Annotated in this window: 21 protein-coding genes; 13 read left to right on the top strand and 8 right to left on the bottom strand. The window is 64.1% G+C overall.

The window, feature by feature from the left end; genetic code table 11:
* Positions 1 to 361 precede the first annotated feature (361 nt).
* The 10 genes from cpaB to CFP68_RS09535 all read left to right on the top strand — a co-directional run bounded on the left by cpaB (position 362) and on the right by CFP68_RS09535 (position 10,137).
* Complete coding sequence (cpaB, locus tag CFP68_RS09490) at positions 362 to 1,210, top strand: Flp pilus assembly protein CpaB (RefSeq protein ID WP_099826685.1); 849 nt, start codon at positions 362 to 364, stop codon at positions 1,208 to 1,210.
* A 205-nt stretch (positions 1,211 to 1,415) separates the two neighbouring features.
* A complete protein-coding gene (locus CFP68_RS09495; RefSeq protein ID WP_099826686.1) occupies positions 1,416 to 2,843 on the top strand; it encodes a type II and III secretion system protein family protein in 1,428 nt (475 codons plus the stop codon).
* 5 nt (positions 2,844 to 2,848) lie between these two features.
* Positions 2,849 to 3,250, top strand: a complete 402-nt coding sequence (locus CFP68_RS09500) for a hypothetical protein (RefSeq protein WP_145953425.1) — start codon at positions 2,849 to 2,851, stop codon at positions 3,248 to 3,250.
* A 217-nt stretch (positions 3,251 to 3,467) separates the two neighbouring features.
* Positions 3,468 to 4,730, top strand: coding sequence for a CpaE/TadZ family protein (locus tag CFP68_RS09505; protein WP_099826864.1), 1,263 nt, complete (start codon positions 3,468 to 3,470; stop codon positions 4,728 to 4,730).
* 8 nt (positions 4,731 to 4,738) lie between these two features.
* Complete coding sequence (locus tag CFP68_RS09510) at positions 4,739 to 6,214, top strand: TadA family conjugal transfer-associated ATPase (RefSeq protein ID WP_099826688.1); 1,476 nt, start codon at positions 4,739 to 4,741, stop codon at positions 6,212 to 6,214.
* 3 nt (positions 6,215 to 6,217) lie between these two features.
* Positions 6,218 to 7,186: a type II secretion system F family protein gene (locus CFP68_RS09515; RefSeq protein ID WP_099826689.1), complete on the top strand. Its 969-nt coding sequence runs from the start codon at positions 6,218 to 6,220 to the stop codon at positions 7,184 to 7,186.
* A 9-nt stretch (positions 7,187 to 7,195) separates the two neighbouring features.
* Entirely contained in the window at positions 7,196 to 8,170 is a 975-nt protein-coding gene (locus tag CFP68_RS09520) for a type II secretion system F family protein (protein WP_099826690.1), read from the top strand.
* Between the two features lie 4 nt (positions 8,171 to 8,174).
* Positions 8,175 to 8,744 (top strand): tetratricopeptide repeat protein, encoded by a 570-nt coding sequence (locus CFP68_RS09525; RefSeq protein ID WP_099826691.1) that lies wholly within the window; start codon positions 8,175 to 8,177, stop codon positions 8,742 to 8,744.
* Positions 8,745 to 8,782: 38 nt separating this feature from the next.
* The gene (locus CFP68_RS09530; RefSeq protein ID WP_099826692.1) at positions 8,783 to 9,640 is read left to right on the top strand and encodes a tetratricopeptide repeat protein; all 858 of its coding nucleotides are present in this window, start codon (positions 8,783 to 8,785) and stop codon (positions 9,638 to 9,640) included.
* Between the two features lie 2 nt (positions 9,641 to 9,642).
* Positions 9,643 to 10,137: a prepilin peptidase gene (locus CFP68_RS09535; RefSeq protein WP_169961465.1), complete on the top strand. Its 495-nt coding sequence runs from the start codon at positions 9,643 to 9,645 to the stop codon at positions 10,135 to 10,137.
* Here CFP68_RS09535 and CFP68_RS09540 read toward each other — a convergent pair.
* Positions 10,107 to 11,777: a hypothetical protein gene (locus CFP68_RS09540; protein WP_099826693.1), complete on the bottom strand. Its 1,671-nt coding sequence runs from the start codon at positions 11,775 to 11,777 to the stop codon at positions 10,107 to 10,109. The genes CFP68_RS09535 and CFP68_RS09540 overlap by 31 nt on opposite strands.
* A 137-nt stretch (positions 11,778 to 11,914) precedes the next feature.
* Here CFP68_RS09540 and CFP68_RS09545 point away from each other — a divergent pair, with 137 nt between their 5' ends.
* The 3 genes from CFP68_RS09545 to pdeM all read left to right on the top strand — a co-directional run bounded on the left by CFP68_RS09545 (position 11,915) and on the right by pdeM (position 16,462).
* Entirely contained in the window at positions 11,915 to 13,222 is a 1,308-nt protein-coding gene (locus tag CFP68_RS09545) for an ATPase (RefSeq protein ID WP_099826694.1), read from the top strand.
* Positions 13,223 to 13,293: 71 nt separating this feature from the next.
* Entirely contained in the window at positions 13,294 to 15,717 is a 2,424-nt protein-coding gene (locus CFP68_RS09550; protein ID WP_099826695.1) for a ligase-associated DNA damage response DEXH box helicase, read from the top strand.
* Between the two features lie 70 nt (positions 15,718 to 15,787).
* Positions 15,788 to 16,462 (top strand): ligase-associated DNA damage response endonuclease PdeM, encoded by a 675-nt coding sequence (gene pdeM, locus CFP68_RS09555; RefSeq protein WP_099826696.1) that lies wholly within the window; start codon positions 15,788 to 15,790, stop codon positions 16,460 to 16,462.
* Between the two features lie 9 nt (positions 16,463 to 16,471).
* On the opposite strand, the gene folD is transcribed toward pdeM, so the two are convergent.
* The 7 genes from folD to pal all read right to left on the bottom strand — a co-directional run bounded on the left by folD (position 16,472) and on the right by pal (position 24,862).
* Positions 16,472 to 17,362 carry a bifunctional methylenetetrahydrofolate dehydrogenase/methenyltetrahydrofolate cyclohydrolase FolD gene (gene folD / locus CFP68_RS09560; RefSeq protein ID WP_099826866.1) on the bottom strand — a complete coding sequence of 297 codons (891 nt, stop codon included), beginning with the start codon at positions 17,360 to 17,362 and terminating at the stop codon, positions 16,472 to 16,474.
* A gap of 76 nt (positions 17,363 to 17,438) precedes the next feature.
* Entirely contained in the window at positions 17,439 to 19,112 is a 1,674-nt protein-coding gene (locus CFP68_RS09565; RefSeq protein WP_099826697.1) for a formate--tetrahydrofolate ligase, read from the bottom strand.
* Between the two features lie 358 nt (positions 19,113 to 19,470).
* Entirely contained in the window at positions 19,471 to 20,061 is a 591-nt protein-coding gene (locus CFP68_RS09570) for an MOSC domain-containing protein (RefSeq protein ID WP_099826867.1), read from the bottom strand.
* A gap of 219 nt (positions 20,062 to 20,280) precedes the next feature.
* On the bottom strand, positions 20,281 to 22,200 hold the full coding sequence (gene ftsH / locus CFP68_RS09575) for an ATP-dependent zinc metalloprotease FtsH (RefSeq protein WP_099826698.1): 1,920 nt from the start codon (positions 22,198 to 22,200) through the stop codon (positions 20,281 to 20,283).
* 72 nt (positions 22,201 to 22,272) lie between these two features.
* Positions 22,273 to 23,508, bottom strand: coding sequence for a tRNA lysidine(34) synthetase TilS (gene tilS, locus CFP68_RS09580; protein ID WP_099826699.1), 1,236 nt, complete (start codon positions 23,506 to 23,508; stop codon positions 22,273 to 22,275).
* Positions 23,505 to 24,320, bottom strand: coding sequence for a tol-pal system protein YbgF (gene ybgF, locus CFP68_RS09585; protein WP_099826700.1), 816 nt, complete (start codon positions 24,318 to 24,320; stop codon positions 23,505 to 23,507). Before ybgF ends, tilS begins: the two co-directional genes overlap by 4 nt.
* Before the next feature lie 2 nt (positions 24,321 to 24,322).
* Positions 24,323 to 24,862, bottom strand: a complete 540-nt coding sequence (gene pal, locus CFP68_RS09590; RefSeq protein ID WP_099826701.1) for a peptidoglycan-associated lipoprotein Pal — start codon at positions 24,860 to 24,862, stop codon at positions 24,323 to 24,325.
* Positions 24,863 to 24,874 lie beyond the last annotated feature (12 nt).

The following is a 24,874-nucleotide window of genomic DNA, read 5'->3' on the forward strand; positions in this document are numbered from 1 at the left end:
ACCACCGTCGACTGGGTCTTGCTGACCGCGGGAACGATGTCTCTGGCCCTGGCGGTTTTCGCGTCAATCTCGGCCGGCACCGAAGACATCACACATACGGTCAGCACGGCCGTGGCGTCCAGGCCCACGACAATCTCCTGGTAGCGGGGATACGGCACGATCTTGACGGGTGCGCCATTGGCCGCGCCCCGTTTGGCCATTCCGATGATCGGTCCATTGCCGCCGGCACGACGGTGAAAATCATGCAATGCACGCGGATTCGGCATGGTTTCGCCGTAATTATCGGCCAGTCTGGAAACAATGAACAGGTTGCGTTCGTCCCGTCCGAACCCTGCAGGACTGAGAGTGGAAAGGAAACACGATGCGAATGGTCTTTGGACTTGTGCTGATACTGGGGCTGGGACTTGCCGGCTTCGCCGTCTACCTGGCCCGCGATTACATGGATGGCAAACAGGCCGCGCTGGACGCCGCACGGGCGCAACAGATGCCCGCTGTCCCGACCCAACAGGTGTTCGTCATGACGCGCACCGCCCGCTATGGCGAGAAGCTGTCGCCCGAGGATGTGCGCCCCGTGGCCTGGCCGGTCGATGCGATCCCCGAAGGCGTTTTCACCGACAAGGACGCGCTGTTTCCCGATAACAACCGCGAGGCCCGCGCGATCCTGCGGACGATGGAAAAGAACGAGGCGGTGATGGCCTCGAAGGTGACGGAACCGGGGGAAGATGCCGGCGTCTCGTCGCGCCTGTCCAAGGGGATGCGCGCTTTTGCGGTGCGCGTTGACGTGTCCTCGGGCGTTTCGGGTTTCCTGCGCCCCGGCGACCGGGTCGATGTCTATTGGAGCGGCAACCTGCCCAAGAGCAACGGCCGTCAGGAAGTCACCAAGCTGATCGAGACGGGCGTGCGCCTGATCGGCATCGACCAATCGGTGGACGAGGACCGCTCGGGCGCCACCGTCGCCCGCACCGTCACCGTCGAGGCGACATCGCTCCAGGTGGCGGCGCTGGCCCAGGCGCAATCCACCGGCCGGCTGTCGCTGGCCCTGGTCGGATCCCAGGATGAATCGGTGGCGCAGGCCATCGAGGTCAACCAGAAAGACCTGTTGGGCATCGAGGACGAACAGGTCATCGAGGTCGAGAAACAGCAGGTCTGCACCATTCGCACCCGCAAGGGCGCCGAGGTGGTCGAGATCCCGATCCCCTGCACCAACTGATCGAATGCTCAGCGGCCCAGCGCCAACACCGGATATGGTGTTTGCGCTGGCGCGTTGCCACCACCCGTGACCGGTGTTGCCGCCAACCCACATCGCCGACGCTCGCTGGTGGCAAAATTGTTGAAAATTATCCACATCGCGGGCATTGTGGCGCTAAAGCCGGGCGCAAGATCCGGTTCCCCCAGTGATCAGAGAGGCAGATCACATGCAGATCGACAGGATTTTGAAAGCCGCGCTTGTCGGCGTTTCACTCTCTTTCGCCACAATCCCCGCGTCCCATGCAGAAACCCTCAGGGTGATGAACGGGTCTGCCTCCAGCAGCCTCAACGTGCCGATGAACCGTGCCGTGGTGGTGGAATCCGATCAACCCTTCGCCGAACTCAGCATCGCCAACCCCGGTATCGCCGACATCTCGACCCTGTCCGACCGCACCATCTATGTGCTGGGCAAGTCGCCGGGACGCACCACCCTGACGCTGTTGAACGCCGAAGGCCGGCTGATCACCAACGTCGATGTGCAGGTCGCGCCGGATGTCGCCGAGTTCAAGGAACGTCTGCGCCAGATCCTGCCGGGCGAGCCGATCGAGGTGCGCACCGCCAATGACGGCATCGTGCTGTCGGGTGTGGTGTCCAGCGCCTCGCGACTGGACCGCGCGCTGGACCTGGCCGAACGCTACGCCCCGGAACGGGTGTCCAATCTGATGAGCGTGGGTGGCACACAGCAGGTCATGCTGAAGGTGCGTTTTGCCGAAATGGCGCGGTCCGTCCGCAAGAGCCTGTCCTCTTCGATGGCCCTGGGCGGCACGCTGACCGATGGCGTCGGCATCTCGTCGGGCACCGGACAGCTGAGCAACAACAACAACACCTCGAACATCTTGACCGGAAATGGTTACACCTCGACCAGCGAAGCCGAAGGCGTTCTGGCCCTTGGCTTCGGCACCGATTCGCTGCGTTTTGCGGTGCTTCTCGAAGCGCTGGAAAGCAAGGGCGTCGTGCGCACCCTCTCCGAACCGAACCTGACCGCCCTGTCGGGGCAGGAAGCATCGTTCCTGGCGGGTGGCGAATATCCGGTTCCCGTCAGCGACGGCGACGGCGGCGTCACCATCGACTACAAGCCCTTCGGTGTGGAACTGGTGTTCACCCCCCGGGTCGTGGACCGCGATCTGATCAACATCGAACTGCGCGCCGCGGTTTCGGGTCTCGACAACACCGTGACCTTCAACAACAGCGGCTTTTCGGTCAACGCCTTCCGGCGCCGGGAAACATCCACAACGGTCGAGATGCGCGACGGAGAAAGCTTTGCCATCGCCGGGCTGTTGCAGGACGATTTCCAGGATCTGAACGGCCAGGTGCCGTGGCTTGGGGATATTCCCGTGCTCGGTTCGCTGTTCCGCAGCGCCGAATATTCGCGCAACCAGAGCGAGCTGGTCATCATCATCACGCCGCACCTTGTCACCCCGACCCGGGGCGAGGCGCTGGCCCTGCCCACCGATCGCATCCGGCCGCCCACCGAATCCGAGTTGTTCCTGTTCGGCAAGACCGCCGGTGGCACCTCGAACCGGCCGACGCGCGGCGCGGCCGGTGAAGTCGCCAAACAGGACTTCGGCGGCTCCTATGGCTATGTGATGGAGTGAGCGGCATGAACATTCGTATTGCATCCATGGTGATCGCCGCGACCGCGCTGACCCTCGCAGGCTGCTCCGAGGAAACCGCGCTGAACTTTACCCAGCCCGCCGGTGCCTTTCTGGACGAAGGGCAATTCGGCAACGCGACGATGAACAATACCCTCGCGCAAAAGTGCAGCAATCAGCCCAAGGGCTATATCGTGCCGGACCCGATCGTCGTCCTGGACCCGAACGCGTCCTACAGCCCCAAGAGCCCGCAACCGGGCCTGGCCGCGGGTTATCGCCAGGGGCGCATCCAGTGTTCCGGCAACCTGAACGGCAAATATGCCAAGGTCATCTTCGACGAATACGTCGACAGCGCGACCATGGAACCCGGCATTGGCGGCGACGGCGGAATCTCCCTGACCGGCGGCTGACACAGCGCAGGCTCCGGGGCGTTTGACCATGAAAATGTCCCGGAATGGCGGATAATGCCGCACAATCGGCCTCAATGTCGCCAACATTTCCCAGCATAAAGAATCCCAGAAGAAACCGGCGCACCACCGAATGAGCGCGCCCGGATTTGGGGACCAGGGTGTCACGGCCACATGCCGACGGCCACCGCCCCTTTCCGGAATGGAAGGGACCGAGGCGATGAACAGCACCGCAGCAGCCGAAACCGACGCCGACCACGAGGCCGAGCCGATCCTGGCCTGCACGATCTGTCGCGACGTTCAGGATTTCGACCTTCTGATCGAGGACATGGAAGCCGAGTTGGGCGAACGGTGGGGCGATCTGTCCTTTGCCGACGCCACGGTTTTCCTGGCCCAGCCCGAAGCGTCGTCGATGGAGTTCATTGCGATCGCCATCGACGAAGAGGACGAGGCGAACGTCGGCACCATTGCCGATCTGATCACCGCAGCCGTCAAGCGCGACATCAAGGTCCTGGTGATCGCCGAGGAAATCAGCCCGATGGTGCTGCATCAGCTTCTCAAGCTGGGCGCGAAGGAGTTTGTCCCCTACCCGCTTCCGGAAGGTGCGCTTCACGACGCCATCGCCCGCATCCGCACCCCCGAACCGGTGCCTGAACCCGCCGCCCCGGCCGAAGTGACACCGCGCGCCGTGAAACCCGACGACGGGCGCGACGGCGTGGTCATACCCGTTCACGGCCTGTCGGGCGGTGTCGGCGCCACGACCTTCGCGGTCAATCTGGGGTGGGAACTGGCGACGATGTCGAAAGACGACGCACCGCGCGTCTGTATCCTGGATCTCGACCTTCAGTTCGGCGCGGTGGCCACCTATCTGGACCTGAACCGCCGCGAGGCGGTGTTCGAGATGCTGACAAACACCGAAACGATGGACAGCGAAAGCTTCATGCACGCGCTGCTGACGTTCAACGACAAGCTGCATGTCCTGACCGCACCGGCCGACATGCTGCCGCTGGACCTGATCACGCCGACGGATGTCGAACGGATCATCGAACTGGCCCGGCATAACTTCGATTACGTCATCATCGACATGCCTTCGACGGTCGTGCACTGGACTGAAACCGTTCTGAACGCCGCGCACATCTATTTCCTGCTGCTCGAGATGGACATGCGGTCGGCGCAGAACGCCCTGCGGCTGATCCGGGCGCTGAAGGCCGAGGACCTGCCGGTGGAAAAGCTGCGCTATATCCTGAACCGGGCGCCGAAATTCACCGACCTGGCGGGCAAGAGCCGGGTCAAGCGACTGGCCGAGAACCTGGAGATCACGATCGAGGTGCAGCTGCCCGATGGCGGCGCACAGGTGGTGCAGGCATGCGACCACGGCCTGCCCCTGGCCGAGGTCGCCAAGAAGAACCCGCTGCGCCGCGAAATCCAGAAACTTGCAAAGTCGGCCCATGAGTTGAACCGCGCCGTCGCAGCCGGAAAGTAGAGGTCTACATGTTCGCCAGATACAAGAAGCAGGCCCAGGCACAGGCCGCCGCAGCCCAGGCGCCCAAGCCGCTGCAAGCGGTGGCCCAGGCCGCGGCGGTCAAGATGCCGGCCACGGCACCGCAAACCAAACAACTGCCGGCGTCGGTGCGCGCGAAACCCCAGAAGGTCGCCGCGGTCGTCGCCCCCGAGAACAAGGAAAAGAAGCGGCGCGAACGACTGGGCGAAATCAAGGTCGAGATGCACAGCCGCCTTCTGGACAACCTCAACCTCTCGGCCCTCGAAGCGGCCAGCGAATCCGATCTCAAGACCGAGATCATGGACATCACCAGCGAGGCACTGAACGAGATCGGCATCGTTCTGAACCGCGAAGAACGCCTGACGCTGAACCAGGAATTGTATGACGAGGTCAAGGGCCTGGGCCCGCTCGAAGCGTTGCTGAAGGACGACGGCGTCAACGATATCCTGGTGAACGGCCCGCAACAGATCTTCGTGGAACGCGACGGCAAGCTGACGCTGACCGACATCACGTTCAAGGACGAACGGCACCTGCTGCGGATCATCGACAAGATTGTGTCGGCGGTCGGCCGGCGGGTGGACGAATCGAACCCCTATGTCGACGCCCGCCTGGCCGACGGCTCACGCTTCAACGCCATGGTTCCGCCCATCGCGGTCGACGGATCGCTGGTGTCGATCCGGAAATTCAAGAAGGAAAAGCTGGGCATCGACGATCTGGTCAGGTTCGGCGCTTTCTCGGACGAAATGGCGCTGTATCTGGAAGCCGCCGTTTCGACCCGCCTGAACATCATCGTGTCGGGCGGCACCGGCTCGGGCAAGACGACGACGCTGAACGCGCTGTCATCGTTCATCGACAACGACGAACGCATCCTGACGATCGAGGATACGGCCGAACTGCAACTGCAACAGACCCACGTGGGCCGGATGGAAAGCCGCCCCGCCAACGTCGAGGGCAAGGGCGCCGTATCCCAGCGCGATTGCCTGAAGAACGCCCTGCGGATGCGCCCGGACCGGATCATCGTCGGCGAAACCCGGGGCGAGGAAGTCATCGACATGCTGCAGGCGATGAACACCGGCCACGACGGGTCGATGACGACGATCCACGCCAACAGCGCCCGTGACGGGGTTTCGCGTCTGGAAAACATGATCGCCATGGCCGGGATCGAAATGCCGCTGAAGGCCGTCCGGTCGCAGATTGCGTCGGCCGTGAACCTGATCGTTCAGGCTTCGCGCCTGCAGGACGGCAGCCGCCGCATGACATCCATCACCGAAATCACCGGCATGGAGGGCGACGTGATCTCGATGCAGGAGGTGTTCCGCTTTCAACGGGTGGGCCTGACGCCGGAAAACAAGATCCTGGGCCACTTCACCGCGACGGGCGTGCGGTCGCATTTTTCAGAGCGTTTCAAGATGTGGGGCATGGATCTGCCTGCGGAAATGTTCGAACCCTTCAATCCGGGACGCTGAACCATGGTCATCAGTGCAGAACCGCTTATCTACGGGCTGATCTTCGTCGCCGTCCTGGTGCTGGTCGAAGGCATCTACCTGACCGTCTTCGGCAAGAGCATCAGCCTGAACAGCCGCGTCAACCGCCGGCTGGACATGCTGGAAAAGGGCAAGGGACGCGAACAGGTTCTGGAACAGCTCCGCAAGGAGATGGGCCAGCACATGAAAAGCCAGAAAATCCCGCTGTATTCGCTGCTGGCGAAAAAGGCGCAACTGGCCAACATCGCGTTTACCCCGGTTCAGATGATGGTGGTGATGGTCGTGCTGGGCGGCATCGCCTATGTCGGCCTGACCCTTCAGACCTCGGCCAGCACGCCGATCCGCATCGCGGTGGCCGTGGCGATGGGCATCGGCGGCGTCTATGTCTGGGTCAACGGCAAGGCCAAGAAGCGCCTGGCCCTGATGGAAGAACAACTGCCCGATGCGGTCGAACTGATGGTCCGCTCGCTGCGGGTCGGCCACCCGTTCGGCGCGGCCGTGAACATCGTGGCGAAAGAGGTGCCCGATCCGCTGGGCACCGAAATGGGCGTGATCGCGGACGAAGCCGCCTATGGGCGCAACGTGGGCGATGCGCTGAAATCCATGGCCGAACGGATGGACATGCAGGATCTGCGATTCCTGGCCGTCGCGGTCACGATCCAGCAGACATCGGGCGGCAACCTTGCCGAAATCCTCGACGGTCTGGCCAAGGTCATCCGCTCGCGGTTCAAGCTGTTCCGCCGGGTCAAGGCGATCACGGCCGAGGCGAAATGGTCGGGCATGTTCCTGTCGGTGTTCCCGCTGGGCGCGCTGGTAATGATCAACCTGCTGTCGCCCGATTATTACGACGCGGTCAAGGAAACCGCGTATTTCATCCCGGCGTGCCTGGTCGTCGCCGCCTTTCTCGTGGTCAACATCATCGTGATGAAGGCCCTTGTGAACATCAAGGTCTGAGGGTCCGCCATGGAAATGATATTCGACATGCTGACCGACAAGCTGGGCCCGGCCGGCCCGCTTTACGCGGTGGGCGGTCTGGGTCTGCTGCTGGTGGCGCTGACCCTGCCGGTGCTGATGAAACGCCGTGCCGATCCGCTGGACAAGCTGGCCAAGGCCCGCCGCGCCGAAAGCGAAAAACAGGGCAAGGGCGTGTCGCTGCGCAACAGCAGCAAGACCGACAAGCTCGAGAAATACTCCAACTTCCTCGAACCGCAGAACGACGAGGAATATTCGTCGGTTCGCCTGAAACTCATGCAGGCCGGATACCGCTCGAAAACCGCGGTGCGCACGTTCCATTTCGCCCAGTTCGCGCTGGGAATCCTGCTTCTGGTGATCGGCGTGCTCTATGCCATCCTGTCCAGCGCGACGGGCGAGCCGACGACGCAATCCCTGATCCTGTCGATCCTGATTCCCGGCGCGATCGGATACATGGCGCCGAAATACTGGGTCACGAAGCGCCAGCAACAGCGCCGCGAAGAAATCACCAACGGTTTCCCCGACAGCCTGGACATGATGCTGGTCTGCGTCGAAGCCGGGCAATCGCTGGACCAGGCCATCGTGCGTGTGTCCAAGGAGATCCGGTCGGGATACCCCGCCCTGGCCGACGAATTCGAAATCGTCAGCCACGAGATCAAGGCCGGCAAGGACAAGGTGTCGGTCCTGCGCGACATGGCCGAACGGGCCGGCGTGACCGATGTGGCCAGCTTCGTCACCGTGCTGATTCAGTCGGCGACCTTCGGCACCTCGGTGGCCGAAGCATTGCGCGTCTTTTCCGCCGAAATGCGTGACAAACGCGTGATGCGGGCCGAAGAAAAGGCAAACACCTTGCCCACCAAGATGACCCTTGCCACAATGATGCTGACGGTGCCGCCGCTGCTGATCATCCTGCTGGGGCCATCAATCTACAATATCGTCGAAACGCTCGGCAAATTCAAAATGTGAGGCCATGGCCCGAACCGCCTTTGCCATCCTGTCGATGGTCCTGCTGCTGGCCGCCTGTGGAAACATTGGCGGCCTTCTGGCCGAAAGGGATCCAAGCCCGTTCGCGCCCGACGATGTGCCGCGCGGGGCGGAAAGCGTCGATGGCCTGTTGGTGGGTCACCGCCTGATGGCGGCCAGGGAATACGAACTGGCGTTGAAAGCGTATTACCGCGCCGCCGCGCAACAGGGCACCACCGTCGATGTGCTGTCGGCCATCGGGTCGGCCAACCTGAAACTGGGGCGCCTGGGCCAGGCCGAACGCATTCTGCGCCGGGCGGTCGAGGTCGATGAAACCTTCGTGCCGGCCTGGAACAACCTTGGCGTCGTCCTGATGGAGCGGCGCAAGTTCCCCGAGGCCGAGCGTGTCTTTCGCACCGCCTTTGCGCTGGATAGTGGCGAAAGTGACGACATTCGGGCAAATCTTGCGCTGGCCCTCGCCAAAATCGGAAATCCGACCTACACTCCCGACGATAACAGCAACTTCGCACTGGTGCGGCGCGGAACCGGGGAATACCTGATCCTGTCGAAATCCTGAAGCGAAGACGTCATCGAGCAGGATAAGGACGCAGGCATATGCGCCACCAATTGATTCTGACGCTCTGCATTGGCAGTGCGATCGCTCTTGCGGGTTGCGACAGGTCAGGGGATGCAGAAGTCGAACGCGCGCTGAAAAACGTCAACGTGATCGACGAAAGCAATCTGAACGACATCATGCTGACCGTGGCCGACCCGAACGAGGCGGTCACCTACTTTCAACGCGCGGTCAAGGACAACCCCGACCGGGTCGATCTGAAGCGTGGTCTTGGCACATCGCTGGTGCGCGCCAAGCGCAACGCCGAAGCCGTCACCGTCTGGAACGAGGCGGTCGCCCACAAGGACGCAACCCCCGAGGACCGCGTGAATCTGGCCGACGCCCTGATCCGGTCCGACGACTGGAAACGCGCCGAAACCGAATTGCACCGGGTGCCGCCGACCTATGAAAGCTACAAGCGGTATCAGCTGGAAGCGATGATCGCCGATGGCAACAAGCAGTGGAAGAAGGCCGACAGTTTCTATGAAATCGCGGCGGGCCTGACGACGAAACCCGCGTCCGTGATGAACAACTGGGGATATTCCAAGCTGACACGCGGCGAATACGCCGATGCCGAACGCCTGTTCGGCCAGGCGATCACCCACGATCCCGCCATGTTCACCGCCAAGAACAACCTGGTGCTGGCCCGCGGTGCGCAACGCAAATACGACCTGCCGGTTGTGGAGATGACCCAGGTGGAACAGGCGCAGCTGATGCACACCATGGCGCTGACCGCGATCAAGCAGGGCGATGTGGCCATCGGCAAGGGGTTGTTGAAACAGGCCGTCGAGACGCACCCGCAGTATTTCGATGCCGCGGCCCGGTCGCTGGAAGCGCTTGACGCCAACGTGCAGAACTGACCGTGCTGACCCTGCCTGCCGGCGCCGCGCTGGCGTTTCTGCCCTTCGTCACGCCGATCTGCATCTGGGTCGCGTGGAACGACATGGCGCACATGAAGATTCCGAACAAGGCCGTGATGGCGCTGTTCCTGGTCTATCTGGTGGTCGGCCCCTTTGCCCTGCCCTTCGATCTGTGGCTGTGGAACTGGCTGCATCTGATCGTCGTTCTGGCTGTCGGGTTCTTTCTGAACATGGCCGGGGGTCTTGGGGCGGGCGATGCGAAATTCGCCGCCGCCGCCGCGCCCTTCGTCATGCTGGACGATCTGCCCAACCTGCTGTTGCTGTTCGCCGCCATCACCTTGGCCGCGTTCGTGACACACCGCGCCGCCCGTGCGGTCCCCGCGATCCGGCGCCGCTTTCCCGATTGGGTCAGCTGGACCCACGCGAAATTTCCCATGGGCCTGCCTTTGGGGGCGATGCTTCTGTTCTATCTCGTGCTGGCCGCCGCCGGGGTCTGATCCGCGTTGTCGGTCTTCAGCAGGATGATCAGCGCATCGCGATAGACTTCGGTCAGCGCGATGCCGCGCGCTTCGATCTCTTCGAGGATCCAGCGCCGGCTGCGCCCATTCACGGCACACAGCGGCACCATGACATAATCGGCATTCTGGATCCCGGGCACGCCGACATAGCGCCACGGCGCGCCACCTTCGACGAAATCAATACCGTCCTTGAACAGCGGCAACGCCGACAGCAGGTCCGCCGTCATGATCTGCGTGCCATCGGCGAAGCCCGCCTTTTCCAGGTTGTCGGCGACCGTCTGGAACCACGCCACAAGGCCGTTCTGGATCGTGCAGACTTCGAACGTCTCGCCGTTCAGCACCGCTTCGGATCCGCCGCGCTTTTCCCGCTCGGCCAGGGCGCGATAGGTCTCGAGCCCGCCGCCCGGCCGTTCCCCGGCGATCAGCATGTTCACCTGATAGGCCCGTTCAGAAAAGGTAAAGAAATCGCCGTGCTGGTCCTCGTCGCGAAACACCGGCACGAATTTCGTCACATCGGTCGCGTAGTGGCGGAAAGGGCTGTATGCCATGTTCAGCAACGACGGCGAGATCAGCGCCAGCATCGCCGCCGCGACCAGGCCAAGCGCCGGGCGCACCTCCCAGCCCCAGGTGTTTTTCACACCCGTCGCGGGGCGCACCGCCAACACGAACAGACCGGCCCAGAGCAGCCATTGCGGATCGTTGCCGAAGTTCTGGAACGTCACATAGACCAGCCCCGGAAACAGCACCAGAAGCGCCAGTCCCGAAGGCCCGCGCCCGCCCTGGCGCAGCAGGACCACCGCCAGAAGGGTCAGGATATGCGCGCCCAGGAACATCGGCGCCGTCAGCACCTTGTTCAGCGGCCGACCTGGATTCGAGCGCGCGTCAGAGGTCGCGACCGTCAGCAGATCATCGATATACGCCGGCCAGAACGCCACGCCCTGCCACACCGTCACAGCCCCCAGCGCGACGATTCCGGCCACCAGCGCCGTCACCAGGGGCCGCCACGCGCCCCGCGCGGCCAGGGCCACGACAATGCCAGGCGCCAGCGCCACAAGATACGTCACCTTGATCAGCACCACCACCGCCAGCGCCAGACCGATCAGGATGCCGTCCAGCGTCGGACGCGCCACGCCCCGGTTCGGCAAAAACGCCAGCGTCAGCGCCACGAAGGTGAACGCCCAGGCCCAGCGGTTGTAATGCATGGAAAGCGAAATGTTCGGGTCCGCCTCGCCATGGACCAGCGCCAGCGTCAGGATCATCACGACAACCGCGAAGGCATGGGCGAACACGCCCTGAAACCGGCTGAACGCGGCCCAGAAGACGCAGGGCGCCAGCACCAGCGCGACCGCGATCTGCGCCAGATGCACCGCCATGCCGAACCCGTATCCGGCCTTGACGAAGATCGCGATCGGCCAGGTGCCGAACAACCCGATCGGCGTCATGAAATCAAGGTGCGGCCATTGCCCGTCGGCCATGCGCAGCACCATTTCGACAAGGTGCATCATGTCGCCTTCATAGCGGTCGGCATAAAGCCCGCCGCGCGCCGCGCTCAGCCCTCCCAGCACGGCAATCGCCACAAGGATCGTCACGGCAAGGCCGATCGGTCGTGTCCGCTTCATCACTCACCTCGTCCATCATTTGGCCATATTGGCCTGTCATATCGGATCGTGACGATCATTGTCTCCGAAGGGTGGCCAAATTCAGGCGTCCCGATGGAATGGTTGGAAAAACGAACAACAGACCAGAGGCCCCCACGATGAATGCACCGATCAGTTCCGTCATGGCGCCCCCGCCCCCCCGCACGCTGGAAGCGATGTGCCTGCCGCCGGTGATGATGCGCGACATCCTGTTGAAAACGATCTTCCGCATGAACCTGGAACACGTCAGCGAGATTGCCAAGGTGATCTGCCTGCCGGTGAACGTGACCCAGGAATTAGTCGATGCGGCGCGGATGCAGAAACTGATCGAGGCGACAGGCACGCTGCACGCCACCTCATCCTCCGAAATGGGCTATCAGCTTTCGGATGCGGGCAAGGCGCGGGCGCTGGATGCGCTGAGCCAGTCGGAGTATTACGGCGCCATGCCGGTGCCCCTGGCCGTCTATGCGGATCAGGTGAAACGCCAGTCGATCCGCAACATCCGCATCACGCGCAGCCAGCTGATCCGCGCCATGGGCCATCTGATCCTGCCCGATGACCTGCTGGACAATCTCGGCCCCGCCGTGGGGTCGGGCCGGTCGATCCTGATGTATGGCCCGCCGGGCAACGGTAAATCCTCGATCTCGAACGGGGTGCGCGACGCCATCGGCGACACGATCTATGTGCCGCGCGCCATCGAGTATTCGGGCCAGGTGATCACGGTCTATGACCCCATCGTGCACACGGCGGTCGAGGCCGAGGCCGAAGATCCCACCGCCCTGCGCCGCATCACCCGGTTCGACACCCGCTATGTCCATTGCCAGCGGCCGACGGTGGTCACGGGGGGCGAATTGAACCTCGGGATGCTGGATCTGGTCTATAACGCGACCTCGCGGACCTATCAGGCGCCGCTGCAACTGAAATCCACCGGCGGCATCTTCATCGTCGACGACCTGGGCCGTCAGGCCGATCCGCCCCAGGCGCTGATCAACCGCTGGATCGTGCCGCTGGAGGAATCCAAGGACATCCTGGCCCTGCAATCGGGCGAGAAGTTCACCGTGCCGTTTGATACGCTGGTGATCTTTTCCACCAACTTCCACCCCAACAAGATCTTCGATCAGGCGGCGTTGCGGCGGATCTTCTACAAGATCAAGATCGACGGCCCGAACCAGTCGGATTTCCTCAAGATCTTTGCCATGGTGGCGAAGAAAAAGAAGATGCCGCTGAACGAACCGACGCTGATCCACCTGCTGAAGAACAAGTATCCGACCATCGACAACATCTATGCCAACTATCAGCCGGTGTTCCTGATCGATCAGATGATCTCGATCTGCGACTTCGAAGGCATCCCCTATCAGATGAGCCCCGAATTGCTGGACCGCGCCTGGGCCAACATGTTTGTCAAGGAGGAAGACATCGTCCGCTGAGCGATGATCGGACGCGCCGTTTCATGGCGCGGGGTCTTTCCCGGGCCACCCCGCGGCCCTAGATCCTCGGCATGGCCACGCTTCCCCCCCTTTTTACCGACTGGTTCGCCGCGCGCGGCTGGTCGGTGCATCCGCATCAGCGGCAGATGGTCGAACAGGCCGACGCCCCCGCACTGTTGCTGATCGCGCCGACGGGGGGCGGCAAGACGCTGGCCGGGTTCCTGCCGACGCTGGCGGAACTGGCTGACGGGGCGCACAAGGGATTGCACACGCTCTATATCTCGCCGCTCAAGGCGCTTGCCGCCGACATCCGGCGCAACCTGTCGACACCGGTGGCCGAGATGAACCTGCCGATCCGGATCGAGGACCGCACCGGCGACACCACCGCCACGCAACGCAAACGCCAACGCGCCGATCCGCCGCATATCCTGCTGACGACACCCGAAAGTCTTGCCCTGCTGCTCAGCTATGAAGACGCGCCGCGGATCTTTGCCGGGCTGCAACGGGTGGTGGTCGATGAGATCCACGCGCTGGCCGAATCCAAGCGCGGCGATCAATTGATGCTGGCGTTGGCGCGGTTGCAGACGCTGGTGCCCGGGTTGCGCCGGGTCGGTCTGTCGGCGACCGTCGAAGACCCCGCCGCCATCGCGCGGTTCCTCGCGCGCCACCCCGACCCCTGCGCCATCATCCACGCCGATCCCGGCCCGGACCCCGACATCGCCATGCTGCGCACGGACGCGCCGCCGCCATGGTCGGGCGGCGGCGCGGCCTATGCGATTCCGGCGGTTCTGGAACAGGTCAGGCGCCACGATACCACGCTGATCTTTCACAACACGCGCGCCCAGGCCGAGATCTTCTTTCACAACCTGTGGCTGGCCAATGATGACGCCCTGCCCATCGGCATCCACCACGGATCCCTGTCGCGCGAACAACGCACCCGGGTCGAGGCGGCCATGGTCGCGGGCGATCTGAAGGCCATCGTCTGCACCGGATCGCTGGACCTGGGGATCGACTGGGGCAATGTCGATCTGGTGATCCAGGTGGGCGCGCCGAAGAACGTCAAACGGCTGGTTCAGCGGATCGGGCGGGCCAATCACCGCTATAACGCGCCGTCCAAGGCGCTGTTGGTGCCGGCGAACCGTTTCGAGATCGTCGAATGCGTCGCCGCCCTTGATGCCGTGCGCGCCCGGGATCTGGACGGCGATCCGCGCGGCCCCGGCCCGCGCGACGTGCTGTGCCAACAGATCCTGATCACGGCCTGCGCCGGGCCGTTCGAGGCCGACGCCCTGTTCGCCGAGGTCACGACCGCGGGCGCCTATGCCGCGCTGTCACGCCCCGATTTCGACGCCTGCCTCGATTTCGTGGCGACCGGCGGCTATGCCCTGACGGGATATGACCGCTGGCAAAGGCTGAAGCAGACCGACGGGCTGTGGCACCTGCGCGACCCGCGCGCCGCGCGCCAGATCCGCATGAACATCGGCACGATCCAGGACACCGACAAGCTGAAGGTGCGGCTGAAGAACCGGCGTGGCGGCGCCCCCTTGGGCGAGGTCGAGGAAGGCTTTGCCGCCACCCTGACGCCCGGCGACACCTTCCTGATCGGCGGCGAAATCGTGCGCTATGAAAACCTGCGCGAGATGACGGTCGAGGTCACCCGCCGCGCCGACAAGCGCCCCAAGATCGCGACCTTCGGCGGCACCAAGTTCGCCACCTCGACGCAGTTGTCGCAACGCATCCTGCGGATGTTCGGCCAGGACGATTGGCCCGAACTGCCCGACCACACGCGCGCCTGGCTGCACCTGCAACGCGAACGATCAAGACTGCCGGAACCGGATCGGTTGCTGGTCGAAACGTTTCCATGGCGCGGCCGCCATCACCTGTGCGTCTACGGCTTTGCCGGGCGCAACGCGATGCAGACGCTGGGCCTGTTGGTCACCCAACGGATGGAGGCTGCGGGCCTGAACCCCATGGGCTTCGTTGCCACCGATTACGCCGTGCTGATCTGGGGCCTGACCCCCGTCACCGATCCCGCCCCCCTGTTTCAGGGTGACGACCTGCGCGACGGGTTCGAGACGTGGCTGGCCGGCAACGCGGTGATGAAACGCACCTTCCGCGCCAGCGCCGTAATCGCCGGCCTGATCGACCGGGTCAGCCCGGGCCAGCGCAAAACCGGACGTCAGGCGACTTTTTCCTCGGATATCCTGTATGACACCTTGCACAAATACGACCCCGACCACGTTCTGATGCAGATCACCCGCGAAGAGGCGCTGAAGGGCCTGGTGGATTTCGGCCGGATCGAAGAGATGTTGGCGCGCACCGCCGGGCGCATCGACCATGTCACGCTGAACGGTGTCTCGCCCCTGTCCGCGCCATTGTTTCTGGAAGCGGGGCGCGTGCCGATCAAGGGGATGGCGACCGAACGGATGCTGGCCGAGGAGGCACAGCGCCTGATGCAGGACGCGGGATTGTCGCAGATGATGGAAGACACGGCGTGATCGCGCCGTGCCACGGCGACAGGCCGCGCCAAGGCTTGAAGTTCGCAGGGGAAACCGACACCTAGCGCGGATGCAGCACTGCACGATTTCCCTGTCCGGCGAGACATTGTTCGCCCGTGCCACCGGCGCTCTTTGGTGGCCTGCGAAACGGCTGCTGTGCGTGTCCGACCTGCACCTGGGCAAGAGCGAGCGGATCGCGCGGCGCGGCGGCACCATGTTGCCCCCCTATGAAACCCGCGACACCCTGACCCGGCTTGAGGCCGAGATCGCGACACTGGATCCGGCCTGCGTCGTCAGCCTGGGCGACAGTTTCGACGATGGCGCCGCCGCCCATGGGTTGGGTGCCGACGACCGGGCGTGGATCGCGCGGCTTCAGCGGGGGCGCCGATGGGTTTGGATCGAAGGCAACCACGATCCCGACCTCACCGGGATCGGGGGCGTCCACCTGCACAGCCTGCCCTTGCCGCCCCTGACCTTTCGCCACATCGCGGTGCCCGGCGAGGCGGGCGAGGTTTCGGGACACTACCACCCCAAGGCGGTGCTGTCGCTGCGGGGCAAACACGTCTCGCGGCCGTGTTTCCTGCACGATTCCAACCGCGTGATCCTGCCCGCGTTCGGCACCTTTACCGGCGGGCTGAGCTGGGCCGACCCGGTGTTCCGCACCCTCATGCGCGCCGAGGCGACGGCGGTGCTGACCGGCCCCATGGCGCACGCCATTCCGGTGCCCCGGACGCGGTCAGCCTGAGATCCGGTGTCAGGGTGTCAGGCCCTCGGGTTCGGGTAGATTGTTGGCGCGGCAACAGGCGGTCAGCGTGTTGGCCAACAGACAGGCGATGGTCATGGGACCGACGCCGCCGGGCACCGGCGTGATGGCGCCCGCCACCTCGACACAACTTGCGAAATCGGCGTCCCCCACCAGCCGGGTCTTGTCGCCATCGGGGATGCGGTTGATCCCCACGTCGATCAGCGTCGCTCCGGGCTTCAGCCAGTCGCCCGTCACCATTTCGGCCCGCCCCACGGCGGCAACCACGATATCAGCGCGGCGCACGACACCGGGCAGATAGCGCGTCTTGCTGTGACAGATCGTGACGGTGCAGCTGTCGTTCAGCAGCAGTTGCGCCATCGGCTTGCCGACGATATTCGAGCGACCGATCACCGCGACCTCCATCCCGGAGAGGCTGCCGTGGTGGTCACGCAGCATCATCAGGCATCCCAGCGGGGTGCAGGGCACCATGCTTTTCTGGCCCGTCCCCAACCGCCCGACATTGGAAATGTGAAAGCCGTCCACATCCTTGGCCGGATCGATCGCGTTGATCACCAAATCGGAATCCAGGTGGTCGGGCAGCGGCAGTTGCACAAGGATTCCATGCACCTGCGGATCGTCGTTCAGTTTCCTGATGATCGCCAACAGCGCATCTTCGGAAGTATCCGCATCCAGCCGATGTTCGAATGATGCCATTCCCGCCTCGGCCGTCATCTTGTTCTTCGAGCGGACATAAACCTGTGACGCAGGGTCGTCGCCAACCAGCACCACGGCCAGGCCGGGGGTGATGCCATGCTCGGACTTCAGGGTGGCGACGCCGTCGGCAACCTTGGCGCGGATGGTGGCGGCGAAGGCCTTGCCGTCGAGGATCGTTGCGGTCATCGTCATCTTCTTTCTTCATGGTTCACGTTCGTATCGGCGGCGGCCCATTTCGACGCCGCGGACCGGGCTCTGAACGTCAGAACAGCCCTTCGATCTGGCCTGCGTCGTTCAGGTGGATATTCTCGGCCGAAGGCACCCGCGGCAAGCCCGGCATCGTCATGATCTCGCCGCATATGACGACGACGAAACCGGCCCCGGCCGACAGGCGAACCTCGCGCACCGGGATGGTGAACCCGGTGGGGGCGCCCCGGGCTTCGGGGTCGGTGGTAAAGCTGTATTGCGTCTTGGCCATGCAGACCGGCAGGTGGCCATACCCCTGCTCTTCCCACTCGGCCAGTTGCTTGCGGGTCTTGCCGTCGATCACCACGCCGTCGGCGCGATAGATTTTCGTGGCGACCGCTTCGATCTTGTCGGCCAGCCCCATGTCGTCGGGATAGATCGGGGCGAAATCCGATTCGGTGTCGGCCAGTTCCACCACTTTGGCCGCCAGGTCGCGCGTGCCGTCCGATCCGTGCGCCCAGTGCTTGCAGAGAACGGCATCGATACCCAGCTCGGCGACAAAATCCTTGACCGCCTGCACTTCGGCGTCGGTGTCGGACACGAAGTGGTTGATGGCCACAACCACGGGCACGCCGAAGGATTTCACGTTCTCGACATGACGACCGAGGTTGGCACAGCCATCCCGCACCGCCGCGACGTTTTCGGGCGCAAGATCGGCCTTGGCGACGCCGCCGTTCATCTTCATCGCGCGGATCGTCGCGACCAGAACAACCGCAGCCGGTGCCAGGCCCGCCTTGCGGCATTTGATGTCCATGAACTTTTCCGCGCCCAGATCGGCACCGAACCCGGCCTCGGTCACGACGTAATCCGCCAGTTTCAGCGCGGTCTTCGTCGCGATCACCGAATTGCACCCATGGGCGATGTTGGCGAACGGTCCGCCATGCACGAAGGCCGGATTGTTTTCCAGCGTCTGCACAAGGTTCGGCTGCATCGCGTCCTTCAACAGCACCGTCATGGCGCCGTCGGCCTTGATGTCACGGCAATAGATCGGGGTCTTGTCGCGGGTATAGGCGACGATCATGTCACCCAGCCGCTTTTCCAGATCCTTGAGGTCGTTGGCCAGGCAGAGGATCGCCATGACCTCGGACGCGACGGTGATGTCGAACCCGGCCTCGCGCGGGAAACCGTTGGCGACACCGCCCAGCGACGTGGTGATCTGGCGCAGCGCGCGGTCGTTCATGTCCAGCGCGCGTCGCCACATTACCCGGCGCGTGTCGATGTCCAGCGGATTGCCCCAATAGATCGAATTGTCGATCATCGCGGCCAGCAGGTTGTGCGCCGAAGTGATGGCGTGGAAATCGCCGGTGAAATGCAGGTTCATTTCCTCCATCGGGACGATCTGCGCGTATCCGCCGCCCGCCGCGCCGCCCTTCATCCCGAAGTTCGGACCAAGCGATGCCTCGCGGATGCAGACGGCCGCATTCTTGCCGATGGCGTTGAGCCCGTCACCCAGCCCCACCGTGGTCGTGGTCTTGCCTTCGCCGGCCGGGGTCGGATTGATTGCGGTAACGAGGATCAGCTTGCCGTCCGCGCGGTCCTTCAGGCTGTCGATGAACTGTTGCGACACCTTCGCCTTGTCGTGGCCATAGGGCAGAAGATCCTCGGCACCGATGCCCAGCTTGGCGCCGATCTCCTGGATCGGGCGTTTCCTGGCCTCGCGGGCGATTTCGATGTCGGACTTCACGGTCATGGTCTGATCCCTCTGCTGGTCTGGCCCGCCGTCTGCGCGGCTGTCGCTTGCCCGGTTTAGCGCAGGCACATTCCCCCGCGTGCGGAGATTGCGACACGATCACCATCGAAATCGCCAACCGGCCGCTTCGACAGCGATAAACGCAAAAATCATCTTTGCCCACAACCACATGGAACCAAAGTCGCGCCGGGGCATTCTAACTGCAACACAGGAGTTATCCCGATGCTGAAAGCGACACTCTTCATTCATGGCGGAATGCTGTTGGGTCTGGTCCTTGCAACGGCCACGCTCATCTGAACCAGTTGGTTAACGAGTACTCATGGCCGGGCACCCGCCCGGCCATTTTCGTTTGTTTCTCTCACGCCGCCGCCCCGCGCCATGCCCGTTGCGCAGGCACATGCAGGGTCATCGTCTCACCAAGGTGCAAGGCACCGCATCGCTCGACCCACGCCGTGATGCCCCGCCGCCCCTTCGCCGCGGACCTGAACGCCTTCCCCCGCCCCGGCCGGGCTTTTTCGATGGTCAGGGCAGGAAACTGGCAAGGCAGGTTTTCCATATCGACCGTCAAGGTCGCGCCGTCGGGTGCCTGAAGCCGCGATGACGGCGGCAGATACGTCAGGTCGGCGATCCCCTCCAGCACGATCGACGCGCCCAGCCATGCCGGATCGATCGCCTCCAACCCCAATTCGGCCGCAATCGCGCGCAGATCCTCGGCACTGACGATCGAAAGCTGGCGGGCGTTGCGGATCTCGGTGTTGCGGGGATGTTGCGAGGTGACCCGCGAACAGGACGGCCGTGTCACCCCGGCGTGGCAATCGCCCTCGTACCCGCCCCAGGTCAGCGGCATACGCTCCAGCGGACGGGTCACCAATTCGGGATCATCGCGATGCGGAACGTATCCAAGCCAGGTGATGGTGGCACTGTGCCGGGTCTTGATCAGGGCGGGCATGGGCATCCTTTGGTCTGGGCCGCGTCGCGGGCGGGCGTTGAATCGAGGACAGGCCGCACAGCGCCTTGTCAGGGGCGAAAGGTATCTTCGGAACAGGGTTTGCCGCAAGGCAGATCCGGCGGAGGGCGGCAACGCCCAAGGACGCCAGATGCCGCAAACAAAAAATCCCGGAACCTGAGTGAGGTTCCGGGATCACGGTTTGTGGGTTTCAGCGCTTCATCACGAAGACGGTTCCGGCTCCAGCCCGGCTTCGTCGGACTTCGGCTTCTTCGTCTTCGGGATCGCCGTGACCGAGGGTGTGTTGCCTTGGTCGGGGCGGTCGTCGTTGTCGTCACCCCGGTTCAAAGGTTCGCCGCGCACGACCTTCATGATCTCGGGCCCGGTCAGCGTTTCGTATTCCAGCAGACCCTGCGCAAGGCGTTCAAGATCGTCGGCCTTCTCGGTCAGGATCCGCTTGGCGGTCTGGTAACCGGTGTCGATGATCTCTTTCACCTTGTCGTCGATGATCTTCTGGGTGTCGGCCGAGTGGGTGGTGCCGCCGCCATAGGCGCCAAGGTGGCTTTGCTGTTCGTTGGCGTAATCGACAAAACCCAGTTCTTCGGAATAGCCGAACTGCGTGACCATGGCGCGGGCGATCTTCGATACCTGCTGGATGTCAGAGGCCGCCCCAGAGGTCACGTTTTCCTTGCCGAAGATCAGTTCCTCGGCGACGCGGCCGCCCATCGCCATGGCGATCTTCGAGGTGTACTTGGTCCAGCTGACCGAAAGTTGGTCACGCTCGGGCAACGACAGCACCAGGCCCAGCGCGCGACCGCGCGGGATGATCGTCGCCTTGTGGATCGGATCGTGCTGCGGCACGTTCAGACCGACGATGGCGTGGCCCGCCTCGTGGTAGGCCGTCAGCTTCTTCTCGTCCTCGCTCATGACCATCGACCGGCGCTCGGCGCCCATCATGACCTTGTCCTTGGCGTTCTCGAAATCCTCCATCACGACAAAGCGCCGACCGACGCGGGCCGCCATCAACGCCGCCTCGTTGACGAGGTTCGCCAGATCGGCACCCGAGAAACCGGGACAGCCGCGCGCGATGATGCGCAGGTCGACATCGGGTCCAAGCGGCACCTTGCGGGCATGGACGCCGAGGATCTTCTCGCGGCCCTTGATATCGGGGTTGGGCACCTGCACCTGCCGGTCGAACCGGCCGGGACGCAGCAGCGCCGGGTCCAGAACATCGGGGCGGTTTGTCGCCGCGACGATGATGATGCCCTCGTTCGCCTCGAACCCGTCCATTTCGACCAGAAGCTGGTTCAAGGTCTGCTCGCGCTCGTCATTGCCGCCGCCGTAACCGACGCCACGCGACCGGCCCACGGCGTCGATCTCGTCGATGAACACGATGCAGGGCGCGTTCTTCTTGGCCTGCTCGAACATGTCGCGCACCCGGGATGCACCGACACCAACGAACATTTCAACGAAATCGGAGCCCGAGATGGTGAAGAACGGCACACCCGCCTCGCCGGCCACGGCACGGGCCAGCAGGGTCTTACCGGTGCCCGGAGGGCCGACCAGCAGCGCACCTTTGGGGATCTTGCCGCCAAGACGCGAGAATTTCTGCGGGTTGCGCAGGAATTCGACGATCTCTTCCAGCTCGTCCTTGGCCTCGTCGATACCGGCCACGTCGTCGAAGGTGACGCGCCCGTGCTTTTCCGTCAGCAGCTTGGCCTTGGATTTGCCAAAGCCCATGGCGCCACCTTTGCCGCCCCCCTGCATCCGGTTCATGAAATAGATCCAGACCCCGATCAACAGCAGGAACGGCAGGAACGTCATAAGTATGGCCGTGAAGCCCGACTGTTCCTGCGGCTTGGCGTTTACCGTCACGTTGTTGTCGATCAGCCGCTGCGTCAGGGCATCCCCCTGATCGGGCCGGATCGTCGAGTAATCATTGCCGTCGGTGCTGCGGAACAGCACCTTTTCCCCATCCAGGGTCACCGAGTTGACGTTGCCGTCCTCGATGGCGGTGACGAATTCCGAATAGCTGATCGAACGGGAATTCATCGATGATTGCCCACCCGAGAACAGGTTGAACAGGGCGACCACCAGAAGGATCAGGACGGCCCAGAAGGCGAGGTTGCGCGCGTTGCCCAAGGAAATCTCCAATTTCGTCGGCGGAATGGTCCTATGACCGTTGTCTCTAAGATAGAGATACGAGCGCCGTGTTCAATGCGATAACAGGAATGCGGCGAAATCGTCGCGCCCTTTTGCCAGTTTTGCGGCCCAACCGTTGGTCATCCCGGCAAGTGGCGCGGCGATCAGCGCCTCACCCCGCCAGATGGCGGGGGTGGCCAGCAGGGACGCCCGGGGCAAACCCGTATCGCGCCAATCGCCGCATTGCTGCAGGCCATGGGGCCCCAGCGCGGCAACATGCAGCGCCGGATCGTGGGGGCCGTCGAGGTGCCAGCGCCGATCCCAAGGCGCATCGGTCGCGCCGCGCAGATCCTTAACCGCATTATATTCACGGGTCAGGCGAAAACACCCGCGTTCCTGCCGCATGAGACACCCCGACAGGGTATCGGCGACGGATCGCCGCATATAGCGGCTGAGTGCGTCGTAACGGGGGCGATAGTCGGCCGACGAGATCCACATCACCGCCGCCGCCAGAAGCCGGTTCCTCGTGTCCGGCGGGGCGGCGTCGAAACCATCGTCGTCGATCACCAGATCGGGACCGTCCCGCGTTACGATACGGGTTGCCAGCATCTGCGCCTGCGCCCGCAGGACGGCGCGCGCATCCCCCATGTGCGCCGCCAGCCGCGCCAGCCGTTCGGGCGTCAGGCCAAGATCGGAAAGCCCGCCCAGCATCGCGCGGGCGCGCACCCGGTCAAAACGCGGATCGTCGTTCGACGGGTCATCGGCCCAGCCGATCCCCTGTCCGTGCAGCCAATCGCGCAGCGCGTCACGCCGCAAACCCAGCAGCGGGCGCAACCAGTTGGGCGCACCGGCGGTCGTGGCGGCGATCCCGGCCAGACCGTCGACCCCCGAGCCGCGCGCCAGCCGCAAAAGCACGGTTTCCGCCTGATCATCCAGCGTGTGGCCGGTGGCGACATGGTGAATGCGGCGGGGCACGGCCCATTCGGCGATCAGGCGGCGGCGCGCATCGCGTGCGGCGGCCTGAAGATTTCCGCTGCCGTCCCAATCGTGCCAGCGCAGGGTGTCATGGGAAAGGTGCAGCGCCCGGGCCTGCGCCGCGACCATGACGGCCTCATGGGCCGATTCGGGGCGCAATCCGTGATCGACCGTCACGACATGCAGGCTCACGCCGGCGGCCGTGGCCCATGGCACCGCCGCATGCATCAATGCGATGCTGTCGCCGCCGCCGGACACGGCAAGCCCCATCCGGCGCGGCGGTTCGTGTTGAAAGATGTCGTCCAGCGCCGCAGTCACGGCGCCTGGGATCATTGACAGGTCAGACCGGCCCGGGCGGTCTGCGCCTCGAGGCTGGCGTCGCTTTGGGGAAAGCGCACCGGCACTTCGTCGAGGATCGCGCAGGCGTCTGCGGTCTGGCCCAGGGTGTTCAGCATCAGGCCCAGTTTCAGAAGGGCCCGGGGCGCCATGTCGCCCTCGGGCGACCCCGAGAACGATTCGAGATAGGCGCGCGCTGCGCTTTCGTTCTCGCCCAGCTGCGCCAGCGCCTCGCCCCGGTAGAAATGCGCGCGGCCGGTCAGCGGGCCGGCGGTGTAGGTCTCGGCAAAGGCCGCAAAGAGGTCAGCGGCACTGCGAAAGCTACCGGAGTCGAGGGCCTCCTTCGCCCGATCAAATCCAGCCTGTTCGCCGATGGCCAATTCGGGTCCGCCGGTATTGGCGGGGGGGGCCGGTGCCGCGGCGGGGGCCAACCCCGCCTCGCCGCCGATCGGCGTCGTCTCGCCCAGCGCGCCGATATCGCAGCCGGGTTCCAGTTCGCACACACGGAATTGCAGATCACCGATGCGGTTGGTGCCGTCCGCGACGATCCGGTTGACCCGGTTCGTCACCTCTTCGGTGTCGCCGGTCAGGCGACGCAACTCGGCCTCCATCGCGTCGATCCGCGCCAGCGCACCGGTGCCCGCCAGGTTCAGCTCGGGTGATCCGGTGGTCGACAACTCGCGCTTCAGCGCCTGCACCTCGGTCAGCAGCACGGCCAGTTCCTGCCGGATATCGGCCAGCGTGCTGTCCTGCGCCCAGGCGGCGCCCGGCAGGATCAATGTCGCACTCAGCAGGGCAGCGCGCCACATGGTCAGCTGCCCAGCCCGGCGGCGATCACGGTGACCGCACGGCGGTTCTTGGCATAGCACGCCTCGGTCGAACACACCTCGATCGGGCGTTCCTTGCCATAGGTCACGGTGCGCAGGCGCCCGGCGTCGACGCCTTGTGCCACCATGTACTGACGGGCCGACGACGCGCGCCGTTCACCCAGCGCGAGGTTGTATTCGCGCGTGCCCTGTTCGTCGGCATGGCCTTCGATGATCGCGGTATAGGACGGGTTCTGGATCAGCCACTGCGCCTGGGCCGCGATGGTGGTGCGCGCGCTGTCGCTGAGCGTCGATTGATCGACGGCGAACAACACCCGGTCGCCGATGGTCTGGCGGAAGTACTCGGGCGATCCCGCACCCAGCGACGATTGATCGATACCCGTGCTGTTCAGCGGATCGCCGGCGCCGAAGCCGGCGTTCGGGTCGGTTCCACCGGCCCCCGGTCCGCCGAAGCGGTTTGCGTTGGTGCAGGCACCAAGGGCCAGAACCAGACCCAGCACAATGACCTTGCCGGTATATTTCATGTGATATTCCTG

Source organism: Oceaniglobus indicus (assembly GCF_002751875.1).
Lineage (GTDB): Bacteria > Pseudomonadota > Alphaproteobacteria > Rhodobacterales > Rhodobacteraceae > Oceaniglobus > Oceaniglobus indicus.

Bases quoted from the DNA above. Each gene is read 5' to 3' on its own strand.
- CFP68_RS09515 (WP_099826689.1), top strand. From the start codon at position 6,218: ATGGTCATCAGTGCAGAACCGCTTATCTACGGGCTGATCTTCGTCGCC.
- CFP68_RS09545 (WP_099826694.1), top strand. From the start codon at position 11,915: ATGAATGCACCGATCAGTTCCGTCATGGCGCCCCCGCCCCCCCGCACG.
- CFP68_RS09500 (WP_145953425.1), top strand. From the start codon at position 2,849: ATGAACATTCGTATTGCATCCATGGTGATCGCCGCGACCGCGCTGACC.
- CFP68_RS09570 (WP_099826867.1), bottom strand. From the start codon at position 20,061: ATGCCCGCCCTGATCAAGACCCGGCACAGTGCCACCATCACCTGGCTT.
- CFP68_RS09530 (WP_099826692.1), top strand. From the start codon at position 8,783: ATGCGCCACCAATTGATTCTGACGCTCTGCATTGGCAGTGCGATCGCT.
- CFP68_RS09505 (WP_099826864.1), top strand. From the start codon at position 3,468: ATGAACAGCACCGCAGCAGCCGAAACCGACGCCGACCACGAGGCCGAG.
- CFP68_RS09520 (WP_099826690.1), top strand. From the start codon at position 7,196: ATGGAAATGATATTCGACATGCTGACCGACAAGCTGGGCCCGGCCGGC.
- CFP68_RS09565 (WP_099826697.1), bottom strand. From the start codon at position 19,112: ATGACCGTGAAGTCCGACATCGAAATCGCCCGCGAGGCCAGGAAACGC.
- ybgF (WP_099826700.1), bottom strand. From the start codon at position 24,320: ATGTGGCGCGCTGCCCTGCTGAGTGCGACATTGATCCTGCCGGGCGCC.
- cpaB (WP_099826685.1), top strand. From the start codon at position 362: ATGCGAATGGTCTTTGGACTTGTGCTGATACTGGGGCTGGGACTTGCC.
- pdeM (WP_099826696.1), top strand. From the start codon at position 15,788: ATGCAGCACTGCACGATTTCCCTGTCCGGCGAGACATTGTTCGCCCGT.
- CFP68_RS09550 (WP_099826695.1), top strand. From the start codon at position 13,294: ATGGCCACGCTTCCCCCCCTTTTTACCGACTGGTTCGCCGCGCGCGGC.
- folD (WP_099826866.1), bottom strand. From the start codon at position 17,362: ATGACCGCAACGATCCTCGACGGCAAGGCCTTCGCCGCCACCATCCGC.
- CFP68_RS09525 (WP_099826691.1), top strand. From the start codon at position 8,175: ATGGCCCGAACCGCCTTTGCCATCCTGTCGATGGTCCTGCTGCTGGCC.
- CFP68_RS09495 (WP_099826686.1), top strand. From the start codon at position 1,416: ATGCAGATCGACAGGATTTTGAAAGCCGCGCTTGTCGGCGTTTCACTC.
- CFP68_RS09540 (WP_099826693.1), bottom strand. From the start codon at position 11,777: ATGAAGCGGACACGACCGATCGGCCTTGCCGTGACGATCCTTGTGGCG.
- tilS (WP_099826699.1), bottom strand. From the start codon at position 23,508: ATGATCCCAGGCGCCGTGACTGCGGCGCTGGACGACATCTTTCAACAC.
- CFP68_RS09510 (WP_099826688.1), top strand. From the start codon at position 4,739: ATGTTCGCCAGATACAAGAAGCAGGCCCAGGCACAGGCCGCCGCAGCC.
- pal (WP_099826701.1), bottom strand. From the start codon at position 24,862: ATGAAATATACCGGCAAGGTCATTGTGCTGGGTCTGGTTCTGGCCCTT.